This is a genomic window from Hyalangium gracile (genome assembly GCF_020103725.1).
Taxonomy (GTDB): Bacteria; Myxococcota; Myxococcia; order Myxococcales; family Myxococcaceae; genus Hyalangium; species Hyalangium gracile.
The window spans coordinates 1-16570 of record NZ_JAHXBG010000046.1 but is presented as its reverse complement, the minus strand read 5'-3'; the positions used below and the strand labels follow the sequence as shown (position 1 = coordinate 16570).

12 protein-coding genes and 1 tRNA gene are annotated in these 16570 nt (G+C 67.0%); 4 read left to right on the top strand and 9 right to left on the bottom strand.

Annotated elements, in window-relative coordinates; all coding sequences use genetic code 11:
• Positions 1-327: 327 nt before the first annotated feature.
• The 3 genes from KY572_RS45800 to KY572_RS45790 all read left to right on the top strand — a co-directional run bounded on the left by KY572_RS45800 (position 328) and on the right by KY572_RS45790 (position 5249).
• Complete coding sequence (locus KY572_RS45800; RefSeq protein WP_224250129.1) at positions 328-2058, top strand: DUF6345 domain-containing protein; 1731 nt, start codon at positions 328-330, stop codon at positions 2056-2058.
• A 148-nt stretch (positions 2059-2206) separates the two neighbouring features.
• On the top strand, positions 2207-3940 hold the full coding sequence (locus KY572_RS45795; protein WP_224250128.1) for a DUF6345 domain-containing protein: 1734 nt from the start codon (positions 2207-2209) through the stop codon (positions 3938-3940).
• A 157-nt stretch (positions 3941-4097) separates the two neighbouring features.
• A complete protein-coding gene (locus KY572_RS45790) occupies positions 4098-5249 on the top strand; it encodes a hypothetical protein (protein ID WP_224250127.1) in 1152 nt (383 codons plus the stop codon).
• Between the two features lie 525 nt (positions 5250-5774).
• Here KY572_RS45790 and KY572_RS45785 read toward each other — a convergent pair.
• From KY572_RS45785 to KY572_RS45770, 4 genes are read right to left on the bottom strand one after another with little or no spacing between them, the layout of a single operon-like run.
• Positions 5775-6932: an ABC transporter permease gene (locus KY572_RS45785; RefSeq protein WP_224250126.1), complete on the bottom strand. Its 1158-nt coding sequence runs from the start codon at positions 6930-6932 to the stop codon at positions 5775-5777.
• Between the two features lie 3 nt (positions 6933-6935).
• Entirely contained in the window at positions 6936-8096 is a 1161-nt protein-coding gene (locus KY572_RS45780; protein WP_224250125.1) for an ABC transporter permease, read from the bottom strand.
• A complete protein-coding gene (locus tag KY572_RS45775; RefSeq protein WP_224250124.1) occupies positions 8093-8776 on the bottom strand; it encodes an ABC transporter ATP-binding protein in 684 nt (227 codons plus the stop codon). The genes KY572_RS45780 and KY572_RS45775 overlap by 4 nt, the downstream gene beginning before the upstream one ends.
• Before the next feature lies 1 nt (position 8777).
• Complete coding sequence (locus KY572_RS45770; RefSeq protein ID WP_224250123.1) at positions 8778-10013, bottom strand: efflux RND transporter periplasmic adaptor subunit; 1236 nt, start codon at positions 10011-10013, stop codon at positions 8778-8780.
• A 331-nt stretch (positions 10014-10344) separates the two neighbouring features.
• Here KY572_RS45770 and KY572_RS45765 point away from each other — a divergent pair.
• Positions 10345-10418: transfer RNA gene (locus KY572_RS45765), tRNA-Arg, on the top strand.
• A gap of 309 nt (positions 10419-10727) precedes the next feature.
• Here the strand turns inward: KY572_RS45765 and KY572_RS45760 are convergent.
• From KY572_RS45760 to KY572_RS45740, 5 genes are all read right to left on the bottom strand, one after another.
• Positions 10728-11228: a hypothetical protein gene (locus KY572_RS45760; RefSeq protein ID WP_224250122.1), complete on the bottom strand. Its 501-nt coding sequence runs from the start codon at positions 11226-11228 to the stop codon at positions 10728-10730.
• Between the two features lie 816 nt (positions 11229-12044).
• Complete coding sequence (locus tag KY572_RS45755; protein WP_224250121.1) at positions 12045-13484, bottom strand: IS1380 family transposase; 1440 nt, start codon at positions 13482-13484, stop codon at positions 12045-12047.
• Positions 13485-13940: 456 nt separating this feature from the next.
• On the bottom strand, positions 13941-14144 hold the full coding sequence (locus tag KY572_RS45750; protein WP_224250120.1) for a hypothetical protein: 204 nt from the start codon (positions 14142-14144) through the stop codon (positions 13941-13943).
• 211 nt (positions 14145-14355) lie between these two features.
• Positions 14356-16119 (bottom strand): AAA family ATPase, encoded by a 1764-nt coding sequence (locus KY572_RS45745; RefSeq protein ID WP_224250119.1) that lies wholly within the window; start codon positions 16117-16119, stop codon positions 14356-14358.
• A 262-nt stretch (positions 16120-16381) separates the two neighbouring features.
• On the bottom strand, positions 16382-16570 hold a 189-nt coding region (locus KY572_RS45740), incomplete at its 5' end, for a helix-turn-helix domain-containing protein (RefSeq protein WP_224250118.1).

Here is a 16570-nt window from a genome sequence, read left to right as displayed (position 1 = left end):
TTGGCGCCCACCTGTATGAAAACGGCGTCTCTCTTCTGCGCGGAGTTTTTCCCTCGCTGACACGGGCAGGCGTTCAGGGGGATGTGACTTCGAACGGAGCCGCGAGAGGCCCGCACCGGGTGACCTCACTGTCCCATCCCTCCCTGCCTGGGGCTCCCCGTGGGGCTGGCGGCTCACACCTCACCTCGGAGCAGCTTGCGCTCGTGAGGACTCCAGCCCCTTTCCCCGCGAGGCCTGACAAAGGCTCAAGCGAAGCAGGTGCGCTGCCTGTGAAAAGACGTGTCCCTATCGTACTGCGGGTCATCCGAAAGCAAAGGAGCCTCATCCATGGCTACTCGAGGTAGACCGAGTGTTCCCGAAGCAGGCACCCCTGAGTTCGATCAGCAGACGCAGCAGATGTTGCGCCGGCTGGAGGAGGAGGAATCCCAGGCCGGCATCCAGATGCGCGTGGTGCTGCAGGCGGAGCAGGTGGGGCCAGGGCTCGTGCAAGAGGACGTCGATGCCCCTACTTCCTACGCGGCCAACTCCTTCGGTGCATTCAGCGTCGAGCGGTTCGCCGCCGCCAGTCCTCTGACCTATTCCCACGACGACGCGCAGGGCTGGTTGACCGGCGCTGGGATCCCCCCCGACTTCTGGTTCCAGGACTCGGGCGTCGCGGTCTGGGCCTACTACGAGGATTACGACAACTGGCAGAACAGATATGGCATGGACGCCGTGATGGCCGTCTACCACTCCGGCCACGGCGGCATGGACGGCAACGGCGTCTTCTACGCCGCCATGGGCTCCAACTGGGCAGGCCAGGGCACCAGCGCCGTGTCCTCCCGCATGGCTCTGGGCAATGAGCATGTCCGCTACATCTTCTGGTCGGCCAGTTGCTCGTGCCGAGTCCATAACGGGCACAACCCGATGCGCACCTGGCATCCCGCCAACCTGGGCTTCCGCATATTGTTTGGTTACGAGACGGCCAACGTAGACTCGCCGTACTATGGCAGCGCGTTCTGGAAGCACTGGAATGCCAACAAGTCCCTCAGCAGGGCCTTCCTGGACGCCAGCTGGTACGACATCTCGACGCATCAGTCGCCAGCGGTGGTGGCCTGCGGGCAGGATCAAGCGGATGCGCGCAACCGGCTCTACAATGAGCGGTACTTCTCGCGCGATACGGTGCCCCGCAACTGGTACGCGTGGACCTGGTACAACCCGGCCTCCTCCGTGGTGGGAGTGCGCTCGCCAGTCCTCCACCTGCCCAGGAGGATCCTCACCGCCCAGCTGGCACCCAACGCCCCCAGCATGGCCCGCACACGCTCCCTGCTGGCGCAACTGCCTCTGGGTTTGCGGCTGTCGCGCGAGGTGGTCGCGAGGCCAGATGGCACCATTCTCCACGTGGAAGGCGAGCGCAGCCTGGCCCTCAGGCGGGATGGTACGTTTGACATCCAGTTCGCCCAGCCCAATCGCGACAGCCTGAATAATCCCTCGCTCGCGATGCTGCTCCGCACGGCGCAGGAGTTCCTCAGCCAGGCAGGTCTCCAACGCGAGGAGCTCGTCTTCGACCGCGTCGTCCACCAATACGAGGCCAGCGGTAGCCTTCAGGGTTCCGGGAGCCTGGAGGCTCCTCGCATCATCGAGACCTCCATCCGTTTCGTGCAGGCCATCGACGGCATCCCCGTGGTGGCACCGGGGCTGGGGAGCCTCACTGTCACGATCGACAACGATCTCAACATCACCTCCCTGAGTGATCGCACCCGCCCGGTGGTTCGACTCATCGATCAGGTGTCCATGCGCCCTCCGCTCCCGGGTGCATCCGGCCCCGAAGCCGGACTCTCCGCCGAGGAACTGCCAGACCCCGAGGCGTTGTTGCAGGCCGCCTGGCGGGAGCACCTCAAGCAGTGGCTGCTGCGTGGGCGGCTGCCGCGCTCCTTCGCGGTCGTCCCTGGCTCTGCCGAGGTGGGCTATGCCCTCCAGGGGACCATCGCGAGCCTGGTGGCGCGTCAGGAGGTGGAGATCGACTGCGGCAATGACTGCCTCAAACGCATCGTGGTGCAGGTGCCCATCCTCCCCTAGGGAGCCGCGCTCGCGATAGCGCTTGGCTTCAACCTGGCGGGCACTCGGGCCGCGACGAGACGATGCCAACGCGAGCCCATGCATCCACTCTACTTCAGGCCATCCAGAAGCAGCGATGCGATGGCTTCATGAAAGGAGCAGATTCACCATGGACAAGCCTAGCAGGCAGCCCATTTCCGAGACGAAGCAGCCGAGCCTCGATCTGACGACGCAGCAGTTGCTGCAGCGGGTGGAAGAGGAGGAGACCCAGGCGACCACGCAGCTGAGCGTGGTGCTGCAGCCAGAGCAGGTGGGGAACCCATTCTCGCAGGAGGTCCTCAGCGCCCGCGCCTTCTCCGAGGACTACTACGGCGCATTCAGTGTCGAGCAGTTCGCCTCGGCCAGTCCTCTTTCCTATACCCATGACGATGCGCAGGGCTGGCTGGCCTACGTGGAGCAATTCAAGCCACGCAACTTCTGGTACCAGGACTCGGGCGTCGGCGTCTGGGCCTACTACGAGGACTACGACAACTGGCAGGACACCTACGGAATGGACGCCGTGATGGCGGTCTACCACTCCGGCCACGGCAGCATGGACGGCAACGGCGTCTTCTACGCCGCCATGGGCTCCAACTGGGCAGGCCAGGGCACCAGCGCCGAGTCCTCCCGCATGGCCCTGGGCAACGAGCAGGTGCGCTACATCTTCTGGTCGACCTGCTACTCGTGCCGCGTCCGCAACGGCCACAACCCGATGCGCACCTGGCATCCCGCCAACCTGGGCTTCCGCATGTTGTTCGGTTACGAGACGGTCAGCGTGGACGCGCCGAACTACGGCAGCGCGTTCTGGAGGCACTGGAACACCGGCAAGTCCTTCAGCAGGGCCTTCCTGGACGCCAGCTGGTACGACATCTCGACGCATCAGTCGCCAGCGGTGGTGGCCTGCGGGCAGGATCAAGCGGATGCGCGCAACCGGCTCTACAATGAGCGGCACTTCTCGTTCGACGCGGTGCCTCGCAACTGGTACGCGTGGACCTGGTACAACCCGGCTTCCTCCGCGGCGGGGGTGCGCGCGCCAAGCCTGCGGCTGCCGGAGCGGATCGTCACTGTCCAGTTCGCACCGAACGCCGCCAGCATGTCCCGGGCGCGGTCCCTGCTGGCACGCCTACCGCTCGCGATGCGGCTGCCGCGCGAGGTGGCAGCCGGGCCGGACGGCACCATTCTCCACCTGGAGGGGGATCGCCGGATGGCCCTCATGCAGGACGGGACGTACGAGATCCAGTTTGCCCAGCCCAACCGCGACAGCCGCAACACCCCCTCGCTGGCGACGCTGCTCCGCACGGCGCAGGACTTCCTGATCCAGGCAGGCCTCAACCGCGAGGAGCTCGCCTTCGATCGCATCATCCACCGCTACGAGTGTAGCGGCAGCCCGCAGGGCTCCGGCATCCTGGAGACTCCGAGGATCGTCGAGACGACCATTCGCTTCACCCAGAGCATCGACGGTGTGCCTGTCGTGGCGCCCGGCCTGGGCAGCGTGGCGGTGACGATCGACAACGATCTCAACATCACATCGCTGGTCGATCGCACCCGTCCGGTGGCTCGAGCCGCGGAGCGGATCTCCATGGAGCCCCCCATCCCCGGTGGGAACGCCCGCGCAGAGGGAGTCTCGGCCGGGAGCTTGCCCGAGCCGGAGGATCTGTTGCAGGCGGCCTGGCAGAAGAAGATGCAGCAGTGGCTGCTGCGTGGACCGATGCCCCGGTCCTTCGCGGTCGTCCCTGGCTCGGCGGAGGTCGGCTACGCCATCCGAGGCAACACGGGAATCCTGGTGGCGCGTCAGGAGGTGGAGGTCGACTGCGGCAATAACTTCTTCAAGCGCTTCGTGGTGGAGGAGCCCATCCTGCCGTAGCGGGACCGCTCACCGCCCGGAGTCAGGGGCGTGAGCAGCCTGGACCCCGGGGCAGGAGTTCCCATGCTCCACGCCCCGGGGGCTCCCATGCCGGGGCCAACCGCCTGCTGGCCCCCAACCCCTCGCTGCGCTCCCCGAGCGTGCGTAGGTGTCTGATATGACGGCCGACGACACGACCAACCGCCTCGAGCAGATCAAGCGCACCACGCTCTCCGAGCTCGCCAGCTTCCGGAGGCGCAAGCTGAGCATGTCCGCCACCCAGCAGCTCTGGAACAAGCTGGGGCGCGTGGCCGAGACGCTCCTGCTGTGCGCCAACCAGATCGAGCACCCCACGACGCGGGAGGTGTCCATCCTCGAGCAGTGCTGCCACATGCTGGAGCTGGCCAGGGCCCACATCGACCGGATGGTGAAGCGGCCCTTCACCTTCTGGGAGCTCATTCATCAGGTCGATGGGCAACTGCTGGTCGTCATGCCAGCGCACCTGCTCGCCACCAAGGGGCTGGAGGTGGTCGAGCAGTTCGACAGGAAGGTGAAGGACCCCATCCAGCGCAGGATCTGGCTGGGGACGAACGCGGCGCCCGGTCCCCTCCTGGAGGCGCTCCAGGTGTTCAAGCAGATGCTGTCACCCAGGGCTGGCCACGGGACCCCCTCCACAGTGGAGGCCCCGCGGCTCGAGCGCTGCCGCAGTGTCCTCCAGGGGGCACTGCGCCTCTTGAACGAGCAGGTCGACATGACCTTCTGGCAGCTCTCGATCAACGTCTCGATCCAGATCCTCAGCGCCATGGTGCTGCTGGGGGCCTTCGTCGCGTCGCTCATCCTCTCGCTCGTTCTCGAGGAGCGCCTCTGGCCACTTGGGTATCTGGACTTCCCGCCAGCGCAGATGATCCCCTTCCTGCTGTTCGGGATCGGAGGCGCTGTTCTCTCGAACATGCTCTCCAAGGAGCGCTTCGTCATCGCAACGGGAGCGACGGCCCGATATTACGTCTATTACCTCGTCGTCAAACCGCTCATCGGGGCCTTCGCGGCGCTGTTCATCATCCTGCTCGAGCGGTCCCAGATCCTGTTCTCGGTGACCGTGTCCGCCAGCGACACGCAGAGCGGTGTCCAGTTCGTGGTGCCCACCCCCGAGGCAGCGTTCTTCGCGCGGGCGGTGTTGTCAGTGGTCGCGGGCTTCTCCGCGGAGCGGCTGCTGAGCTCCATCATGGACGAGTTGATCAAGAAGCTCCTCAAGCAGTCCGAGAAGGCCAACCCGCGTGATCCCACCCCGGAAGAGGCCGCGCCCCCCGCTAGCTCGCCAGCAGGGCGGTAAGGTCTCTCCGCGGCCCAGGACAGTGGGAGTCCCCAGCCAGGCAGCCGTTGCTCGTGTCTGCCTCACGCAAGCGTGGAGGCAGGTGCGGCTCATTGCGGCCGAGAGCCGAGCGGAGGCACATGCACCTCCTGCGAGCGCTCGACCTCGGAGACGCCGGCGACCTGCTCCAGTCTCGTGAGCGAGTCCTCGCGAGCCCCCCCCTGGACGAGCCCAACCTCCGCCAGCACCGAGGCGTCGCGCAGCCCAGCGACCCGCAAGCCGCTCACGAGCCCACGAGAATGTCGGCCCCATAGGCCACGTGGCCTTCGCGGCCCCCGGCGCGGCCTTCTCTGTCGTGCCCAGCAGGTTGCCGATGAGCGCCAGCACCGAGTCGCGGTACCCACTCAGGTAATCGGGGGTGATGCCCACCGCCAGGGGAGGGGCTGCCTCCCGCCGTGGCTCCGCCAGGAGCGGCTCGGGCGCCATGGGTTCGAGCCCGAGCTCCTGCAGGGACGCCCACTGGCTGGCGCCCAGGCGAACGCCGCTTCAGGCCCGGAGCGCATCCAGGATGGAGAGCCGCGCCGCGCGCAGCGCCGGCAACAGCCCCCCGAGTAGCCCCATCCCCGTGCCGAAAAGGAGCGCGGCCAGCAGGATTCCCGGCGTGGGCGCGAAGCCGAAGGACACCTCTGCGAAGGTTTGGAAGTTGAGGGTACGGATGTCCACCCACCGCATGGCGAGCGCGGCCAGCGCGCCCAGCAATCCGCCTGCGACTCCGAGCAGGGCGGACTCGGCCATGACGCTGGCGAGCACGCCGCGGCGCCGGAACCCCACCGCCCGCAGCATCCCCAGCTCCGCGATGCGCGAGGCCACCTGGGCGTACATGGTGATCATCGCCCCCAGGATGGCTCCCATGCTGAAGACGAAGGACACGAAGAGGCCCAGCACCCGGATGAAGGTGGCCAGCGCCGTCGCCTGACCCTCCCAGTAGTCCGACTCGGACTGGGCCTTCAGCGTGAAGCGGGGATCCGCCTCGACGCGGCGGATGAAGCCGTCCACCAGGGCCGGAGAGCGCAGCCGGACGATCGCCGAGCTGGGGCCGTCACGCCCGAACGCCGAGCCGAGCCGCCGCGCGTCCGCCCACAGCTCCGACTCGAAGGCGCCGCCCTCCGCGCTGAGCACGCCCACCACCGGCCAGACCTGCTGGGCGAAGCGCAGCGTTCCCCCCTCCGTGGCCCCCGGCGTACGGCCCACCAGGGACGCGCCCAGCGCCACCTCGTTGGTCCCTGGCCGAGGCATCCGGCCGGAGACGAGCCGCACCGTGGGGCGGGCCGCCAGGCTCTGCGCCGAGATGCCCCTCGCCGTGGTGTTCATCACGCTCCCGCCGTCCCGCGGCAACGCCACCAGCACTACCACCTCGCCGGCCGCCAGCGGCTCTCCCTCCACCGAGGTGGCCACCTCCGGCCCGGTGGACAGCACGCGCAGCGCGTTGCGCTCCACGAAGCTGCCCAGCTCGCTGTCGGTGCCCTCGCGCAGCAGGACGACGTTGCCCGGATCTCCTCCGGCCGAGAGCGCCGCCTCGATGCCGCGCGCCAGCATGAGCACCGCGGCGAAGACGAAGACCACCAGTCCCAGGCCCATCACCGTGAGGCCCGTGGACAGCCGCCGGCCCCAGAGGCTGCGCGTGTTGTAGTAGAGCGGCACCATGGCTCAGGTCACCTTCCTCAGCCCCTCCGCCACGGGGAGCCGGAGGGCTCGGACCGTGGGCCCCACCGCCGCCAGCAGCGCCATGCCCAGCGCCGCCAGCCCCGCCAACACCAGCGTCCTCGCCCGCGTCACGCTCTCGGCCATGGGGCCGAACTGGGACTCGACCGCCCGCATGAAGCCTTCCAGGAGCGGGGGCGCCGCGAGCATGCCCAGCACTCCGGCGGCCACTCCGATGGCCCCCGCCTCGGCGAGGACGAACAGCACCACGTGGCGGGGGCGGAAGCCCATGGCTCTCAGGGTGGCGATGTCCCGGGTGCGCTCGCGCACGCCCATGGCGATCGTGTTGCCGATGACGAGCAGGATGATGGCCAGGATGACGTTGGACACCAGCTTGACCGCCGTGAGGATGGCGGAGGACATGGCCACGAAGCCGAGCTGGAAGGCGCGCTCGCTCTCCGTCAGCGTCGCATACGGGCTGTTGGCGAACATCCCGTCGATGGCCGCCGCCACCTGCGCCGAGCGGGCTGGATCATCCACGCGCACCGAGTAGAGCCCCACCTGGTCCCGCCAGCTCTCGGGCAGTCGCTCATTGAGGCAGCGGTAGCCGAACACCAGCGCCGTGGTGTCCGTCCCGGGGCGCGTACCGTCGTAGACGCCGCGGATGTTAAGGGTCCACTCGCCCGGGTAGATCTGGCTCTTGAGCGTCAGCCGCCGCCCCTCCTTCCACCCGTAGCGCTCCGCGAGCTTGCGCCCGACGAGAGCTCCGCACGGATCGGCCTGGAAGGCGCTGAGCTGCTCGGGCGGGAGCGTGTACTCCGAGTACACCTTCATGAACGAGGTCGGGTCGATGGCCAGGCTGGGGAAGAAGTCGCGCTGGGACTCGCTGATCGTGCCGCCGAACCAGCTCTGGTGGGTGATGGCCGTCACGCCCGGCAGGGCAGCGATGCGTGGGAAGTAGGAGAGGGGGAGTGGCTGGGTGATGGCCACCTTGTTGCGGACGACGAGCCGGTCCACCTGGGCCGCCGCCGCCCCGGAGTAGAAGAGGTCCACAACGGTGCGCAGGAAGACGAAGGCCATCACGCCCACCGCTCCCGCGAGCACCGTGAGGCCTACCCGCAAGGGGTTGCGCCGCAGATCCCTCCAGGCCAGCCGGGCGTAGTTCACTGGAGCACCCCCTTCTCCAGGTGGTGGATGCGCTCGGCGCGCTCGGCCGCGTGCGGATCGTGCGTCACCATCACCAGCGTCTTGCGCAGCCCGTGGTGGAGCATCTCGAAGAGGTCCAGCACCTGCTCGGCGGACCTGCGATCCAGATCGCCGGTGGGCTCGTCCGCGATGATGAGGTCCGGATCGGTGACGATGGCCCGCGCGATGGCCACGCGCTGCTGCTCGCCGCCGGAGAGCTCGGAGGGGCGGTGGCCCCGGCGGTGGGAGAGGCCCACCACCTCCAGCGCGGCGGCCACGTGCCGGCGACGCTCGGCGCGCGAGAGCGGCGTGAGCAGCAGGGGCAACTCCACGTTCTCCGCCGCGGTGAGCACGGGGATGAGGTTGTAGAGCTGGAAGATGAAGCCCACGTGGGCGGCGCGCCAGTCGGCCAGCTCCGGGTCGCTCAGCCGCGCCAGGTCCCTGCCCGCCACCTCCACCACGCCCGTGGTGGGTTGATCCAACCCGGAGATGAGGTTGAGGAGCGTGGACTTGCCAGAGCCGGAGGGGCCCATGAAGGCCGCGAAGGCCCCCGCCGAGATGGAGAGGTCCACCGACTCCAGCACCGGCACCTCGACGGAGCCGCGCCGGTACACCTTGGAGACTCCTTGCAGGCGCACCATGGGCAGGACCGCGGCGTCCATCTCACCCGCCCTCCGTCCGCACCTTCACTCGGCGGCCGTCACGCAGCCGGGGATCCGGCGCCAGCACGACCTGGGTGCCCGCCGGCGGCCCCTCCTCCAGCACCACCTCTTCCTCCCGGCGCTCGCCTACCTTCACGGGCTGGTGCTCGAGGCGGCCGTCCTTCACCACCCACACCGACGGGCTCCCCGCGACGGGCACCACCGCGGACACCGGCACGCGAAGATCCTCCTCCTTCCCCTCGAGCTCCTCGGTCGGCACCTCCTGGGAGAGGAAGGACACCTTGGCGCCCATGTCGGGCAGCACGCTGGCCGGCGGGGAGAGGAACTCCACCTTGACCTGGGCGGTGGCCTTGGAGCGGTCGATGGCGGGGCGGACCGTGCCGGTCCTCGCGCGGAAGACGCGGTCCGGGAAGGCATCGAGGAAGATGAGCGCCGGCTGGCCGGGCTCGATGCGGGAGAGCTGCTCCTCGCTGACCTCGGCCTGCACCTCGAGCGCCTGCAGATCCACCAGCTCGACGATGCCGCCCAGGTTGGCCTGCTCCAGGGCGGCGGGGGCGAGCACCGCGCCCTCGTCCGCGAGCTTGCGTGCCACGGTGCCGGCGAAGGGGGCGCGCACGATGGTGTGGGTGAGCTGGAGGCGGGCGGCCTCGACTGCGCGGCGGGCGGCACCGAGCTGGGCCTCCGCGGCACGGCCCTCGGCGATGGCGGCGCGGTTGGCGGTCTCCACGTCCTGGAGCTGAGCGGGAGCCACGGCGCCCGCGCTGGCCAGGCGCCGTGTTCGAGCCGCGGTGCGGCGAGCGTTGAGTGCCTGGACCTGGGCCCCGGCGAGCCGGGCCTCGGCGGAGAGGACCTCGGACTCGGCGCGCAGGATGGCCACGCGGGCGTCGCGGTCATCCAGCCGGGCGAGCACCTGTCCTTTCTGGACGGCATCTCCCTCCTCCACCGTCACCTCCACGAGGCGGCCGGGGATGAGCGGGGCGATGATGGAGCGGCGCTTGGAGGCGACGTAGCCGGCGGCGGACAGCTCGGTCTGCTGTTCGCCGGGACGGGCCTCGCGCACCTCGGCGACACGGACGGTGGGGGCTCGGCCGGCAAGCCCCATGACGACGGCGGCGAGGACGAGGAAGAGGAGCACCGCTGGAACGAGCCATCGGCGCAGTCTTCGCCTGCGCGGGTGGGTCGAGCGATCGATCCGGAGCGCCTCCAACCGCGCGCGAGCCGCTTGTGCCTCCGCCATGGTGCCTCCGCGTCGCAGCCCGCGAGCGGAAGTCGATGCCTCCCGGGCGCGGCGCTCAAGGAAAGCTGGGAAGGAGGCCAACCTCATGTCCAGCAGCACACGGGGATGGGCCCGCCCGGTGCCCTCCCTCCGTCCCATGGCGTGCCGCCCTCCTGGCACTCCCCGTGCTGTCCGGCTCCGCTGCGGTTGCTCGCTGCCGCTGGGGGCAGGGGCTCCGCTCCTTGGCGCCCCCCCACCCCGGAAGCGGTGTCCCCTTGTCATCGGTTGTGGGATTGCGTGCTTGCGTCAGCAGGGGAAGTCGGCTAGTTGTGCCCTCGGTTGTAGGCCTCCTGCGCGATTAGCTCAGCTGGATAGAGCGTTGGCCTCCGGAGCCAAAGGCCACAGGTTCGAATCCTGTATCGCGCGCTGGTGTAAGGGGCTGGAATCCCTGGGGATTTTTCCCGGTGATTCCAGCCCCTTCGCTTTCCCGGACGGGGCTTGCAGCGGCCGGAGACCTCGACGGGTGATTCGCGGGTCCCGGCGCCAAGCGATGCGCCGGGCCTCGGTCTTCGCCGCTTTCTCGTGGACGCTCGCCATCGTCCCGGCCTCCTCAGTGAGCGACAGTCTGGGCACGTCGATTCAACATCTTGAAGGGGGCTCCTGAGGGGCAGGAGGTCTCACGAGAGACTGGACCCCGTCACGACGGGGCACGGCGAAGTCATGCGCAAGGGGGCACTACCGCCCGTGCTTGCGGGTGGGGTTGATGCCGTGTCGGGCGGCCACCTGCCGCGCGTATTCGATGCCGTCGAGCATTTGCTGACGGGAGTGCCGATGCTTGGGCAGCCTGCGCACCCGGCGCTCCGTGTCTGCCAACATGGCGAAGGCGTCTTCCGCTTGCTCGGGGAAGCGGGGCAGCGACTGCACGTAGATCGTCGAGATGTGAAAACGGTTCCAGAGATCCGGGAAGCCGAGCCGCCTCACCTTGCGCAGCCACGGCCCAAAGTCTTCCCACGGTCGGCTTTGGCCGAAAGCCTCGTCTACAACATCGAGCGCAGTCAGACGCTTCAGGTGCAGACGTTCAGCGGGGCTTCGTGCCTCTCGCGTAAACTGTCGCTCCAGGTCCCTGAGCGCGGCCACGAAAACTTCGAAGGGCTGCTCCGCGTGAGTCAGCCCAAACGTCAGCCACTCGCGCTGCTCGGCAATTGTGCTCCACCACTCCTTACGAGAGCGCGCCACAGTTAGTGGCCCCCAAGACATTCGATCTCGTTGACCTTCTCAGGCCAGTAACCGTTGGCGCGGCATTGCTGGTAGCAGGCACGGCAGATCGTCTGTCCGTGCTGGCCTCGCTTCTCGTATTCGCCCCCCTGCTCGATGCACCGATTCCAGTAGTCGAGGCACTTATCGGTCCTCTCCCGGGCTTGTTCCGGCGAGAGGTCAGTGAGAGGCGGCAACTTATCGGGCCCGTTCTTGGGTTCCTGCTTCGGCGTCTGCTTCGGCACCTGCTTTGGCGCCTGCCTGGGCGCTACTGCCCCGCAGCGCTCGTACTGGCCTGGGTTCTTCTTGAGGCAGCAAGTGATCGTTGAGTCAGTCTGATTGCACTCGACGGGGACGGACTGCGCGATGGCCTCGCCAGTCTTCGCGGGAGTTTCCCCAACTTCGGGCACGGAGCCTGCCATGCCTGAGCCGCCTGTGCCTTGGTGCGCCGCTTGGGTGGCACTACAGCCCGCCGCGCCCCAAAGCGCGGCTCCACACAGCAAGAGCGCGCGAGCAACAGAGCCCTTCACGTGTCCCTCTTGGTTCATGTGATCCTCCGGGCTTCACCCCGAGAACCGGAATTATCGGTCCGGTCTTGCAGGCGCGGCAAGATCTTAGCCTGGGCTATTCACCAAGGATGGCCGATCGCTTGCATCGTAGCTGATCAGGATGCGAGTGCAGCGGCGGTGGGTGAAGAGGACAGACCTCGAGCCGCCCGGGGACTCAGGCCCGCACCGCCAGCAGTGGCACCGCAGGAACAGCAGGGACAGCGACGAGGGGAAGAGAGACAGTGCTCCCCTACGTGACGAGGGCCGTGTCGAACGAGCGCAGGGTGTGCCAGAGCGCCCGCCAGTAGCCTGCGGCTTGCTGGCCGATGACGAGGATGACACGGCGCGAATGCACCAGCAGTCGAGAGGCGACCTTGAGCACGCGCTGGCGCACGCGCATCAAGCTCCAGCCCTCACCGGTAGAGTCCTCGAGTAGAGCGCGCGTGGCGTGGAGCAGGTTGTAGGCCAAGGCGTTGAGCAGCAGCCGCACCTGGTTGTGGGCGAAGCTGTCGACGGACACGGTGCGCTCGACAGGCGGCTTTCCTCGGTAGTGGCGCTTGGGGCGAGGAGCCGAAGAGAGCGCCGGCGCCAGCACGTCCATCAGCTCACCCATGTGCGCCTCGGCGGTGCCGCGCTGGCGGTAGTGCTCCAACAAGTCCGCGGCCGGCATCTGCTCGGCGGACCAGCTCGTCACCAGCCAGAAGGCGTTGGGGAATAGCTCGCCTTCCACCTGCTGCAGCACCAGCACCGCCCGGCGAGGCCGGCTCCAGCCCTGGGCCTGGTACTGCCACTCATAGAAGTCCGTCTTCGGCTCTCCTTGGGGCAGCCCCAGGTGCCTGAAGCGAGGCACAGCCGCCTCGTCCTTGAGCACGCTCGTGTTGCGCACGCGCGCCACATACGCTGTCCCCCGCTGCTCCAGGCGCGTCAGCAGCGTGTCCTCCGGGAAGCCCGCATCCATTCGCAGCGCCACCTTCTGGCTGACGTGCCGCTCCACCCGCTCCAGCAACGGCTCGATGAACTCCAGCGCTCCGTTGGCCGTGTGCACCTGGCCCTCTCTCAGCTGCACGTCCAGAATGTCTCCGCTCTCGGCCAGCAGCGCCACCAGCGGGTGGTAGATTCGCGTGTGGTAGTGCCCGTGGTACGCGCTGCCCGGCTGCTGGCCGTGTACCTCCACCGGCAGCGAGTCCACATCCACCGTGACTTGCTTGAGCTTCTGCCCCTGATGCTGTTTGGCTCTCAGCCTCCGGCCCGTCCCCCATACCAGCCCCTCGCTGAGCACCTGCCGGTTGTGTTCGCTCGAAAGTATCCCCACCGTCCGCGACAGCGTCGGCTGGGAGGCCAGCCCCTGCGGCGCTCCCTCTTGCTGCTCCACCGGCCCGGTGCTCTTGCGCTCCGACACCGAAAGCCTCAGCGCCGCGTCCTGCCTCAACTCGTCCGCGTCATCCTGGTCCCTCCACCCCTGCCCCAGCAGCAACAGGTGCGTTCGCACCAACTCTTCCAGCGGGTGGGTGACTCGTGCCGGCTCTCGCGGATCCTTCAACCGCTCCACCAACCACCGGCTCAGCCCCAGCCGTTCATCCACCTCTCGCAGCAGCAGCGCCCCGGCTTCCGCCGTCAACCGCTCTTCTCGGGCCTCCAGCCGAATCGAACCGTTGAACTTCAGCGCGAAGTCCTTGAGGATTTCACCCATGACGCGCCTCCTGGCGAAGGTGGTTGGTTGTCTGAACAACTCCCCTCTACCCTCGGCGGATCGGGCGCGTCATCCTACCTCTTGGGTCACCCCTCCTTCTTCTGCCGAATAAGGTAGGCTGATGCCATGTACGCCCCCAGGCGCTCCCCAGCGATGGAAAGAAGCGCGGGCTGCCACGGCTGGGGGACCATGGCCGGTTGGCCGACCGTGCCCGCGCGTTGTTCTTCTACCGCGAATGACTGCCGGGGGGGCGAGTCCAGAATGGGGGTTTTTCCAGCGGCCGGGCTAGCGGCGGCTTGATGACGATCGCGACGCTATCCGGGGAGCGGGCCTCGAACTCGCTGAGCCATCGATCGGCCGCTGCGTCGTCGTCGCCCTCGTACAGCGTCACCACCGCCAGAGCGGGGGCAGATCGGCCTACGCGCCGCTCCAGGGCTTCGATCCGGGAACGCAGATTCACCGGGCGCACGACAGGGCTCCCGCTCGACCGTGCCCCTCGTGCTTCACCGACACCTCGAGCTTGGTAAGGCGATCCTCCAGCTCGGTTCCTTGGATGATCCCGGCGAGCACTGAGTACCCGTAGATCAGCGCGCAGGCCTTCCCGGCCTCCATGGTCCCGTCCTCAAGCGCGCGGATGCAGTCGGCAAGCCCGGTCTTCACGTTTCCGAGGTTCGCCAGCCGCCGACGCCGCTGACGGGGGGAGGGGGGGTGGGGGCTTGCCCGGGGTTTCACTCATGTTCACGGCCGCTTACTCCTGTGAGACCCTGCACCGAAGGTTCGATTTTACCTCCAATAGCGGGCTCAAGGGCTTCTGGCGCTGGCGTTAGTGACCACGACACCGCTCACGAGGCTCGACTCAGTGAGGGGCGCCTCAAACGGAGGAATCGGGGGCAGGAGTTTCAGTAGGTGTGAGAGAAGCCTGTAGTTCTTGACGCAGCATCTTCTCAAGCTCGGGCGCATGTGTTGGAAGTAACTCCGCTGCCCAACGAGCACCCTCGGTCTTTCGGTAGCTACGGTTCAGGAACTTCTGAAATAGACGGTCAAGAATCTCCGAACCCTTCGCATTGACCGGGTCTAGGCCATCAAGTTCCCGAGTGATATCCGCTTCGCTAGGTTCAACCGGAGGGGGCGTTCCCTCTGGCCACCGTCCAAGGTGCACAGCGCGGACGAGCAACTCGCGGACGAGTTGGGGGGTGAGGAAGTAGTTCTCTAGTTCGTTGCGTGCAAGAAGATGCAGGTTCACACCTTTCTCTCGGTAGAAGCGCACGTGCTCCTCAGCTCTGGCACGTTTGGATGAGTCGCCTGGGTCCACGAGCAAGACGTGCCGAACGTGGGGAGACAGTTGGCGCAGCAGAGCGATCAATTCGAGTGCCTCTCGATTCCGGCTCCATACACGGCCGTCGCCGCCCAGCTCAGCTACGAGCGTGCCCCCCATCTCCGGTTCCTCGGCGGCAAGCCGGTCTAGGACCGCGCGAAACACGACCTCGTCTGCTTCGCCCTCACACAAGAGCACCCGCTCGGCTAACAGGGCATCTCGAGGCACCCACCCAAGGTGAGCTACTGCGCGGCGTACCTGAGCCTCATCGGGTAGCGCAGTCACTTTGGACACACGTAAGGTAGGGTCGCGCGTAACGAGGTGTCGGCTGCGCACATTTGGGGCGCCAACAAAGACACCATCATGGCTGGCAATCCAGATTGCGCGCTTGCGGGAGACACCTTCTAAGTAGCGCAACAACCGCCGTTGGGCATGTGGATGAAGGCGCAGGCCAGGCTCGTCAAGCATCAGATCGCATAGTTCATACACGTGTAGGTAGCTGAGGATGACGAGCAGATCGCGCAACCCATCCCCACAGTCCTCAATGGGAACTGGGGTGCCGTCCGGCTCGACGATGTGTAGATGCGAGATGCCTCCAGTCCCGAGAAAATCAAGAGTGAGGCCCTCGGTGACATCGCTGAAAGCTTCGTGGATCTCCGCGAAGAGCGACCGTGTTACAGAGTCCCTCTGGAGGTTCTCAAGGATAGAGGGAAAAGCCGCCAGATCATCGAGCGAATCCGGGACGGCCTCAAGCCTAGCGGCTGCTTGAAGGTAGCGCTGAGTCGGGACGAAAAAGGCGGGGCGGAGTCGAACTCTTGCAGAGGCGAGTGAGCGCAGCGCAAGTTCGACCCCAGTGCTGAGTTCCTGCTTTTTCGCTTCAAGTAGGGCGGCGGATTGCGGCGCTAGCCCTACATTGACGTCGACCACGCGCCCGGCCAACTTCTCGTTCCGCGTACGCGGCCAAATGAACTTGAATTTAAGGTCGCGCACATTCTCGAACCTGAGTTCCCTGAAACTAGAGGGAAGTTCCATGAGGGAAGCAGTATGGCTCAAGCGCCCCGCTGCTACCGTGCGCAGCAGGCGTGTCTTTCCAGCATGATTCCGTCCCAGGACAACATGGAGGCCCACGCTGGCAGAGACGTGCCTGCTCTCAACCTCAAGTCCTTCTATCATCGGCAATTCGATGAGCTGCGGTTCGATGAACTCGCTTTCACCATGCACCTCGACGATCTCTTCCGCGCTGACGACATCTCGGTCCGCCTTAAGCGCGGCTTCTAGGATCCTGGGCACCGTCTCGCTCCTTGTCAGTAGACCGAGCATAGGCCGAACAGGTGCTTTCTGATCCGCCACCGCGACCGAGTCTCCTACGTAGCGGTTACAGAAGGCGTGTGGACTGCTGAAGCCATGTGCGCTTCGCTGGGACGCAGACTTTTGACGCAGCCTTCTGCGCGCGTCTATTCGGCTTGCGGGCTCCCTGGCGGTCCGCTCGCCTTGTCCCTAGCCAGAGGGCGAAGCCCACACCCCGCCGCGTTGAACTCATTGCCCCATAGGGCGTGAACCCTCGGTTGATGCCGCTCCCTCCTCAGTCAACCGCGTCCTCCTCACGGGCCTCGGTGAACAAGTTGCTTAGCGACACCTCATAGGCCACTGACGCAGCAATGAGGGTGTCCACGGTGAGGTTCGCCCGGCCTGCCTCCACGCGCGGCATGTACTTGGGGTGGATCCCAATCATCTCGGCCGCCTGCTCCTGAGTGAGTCCCCGCGCCGTGCG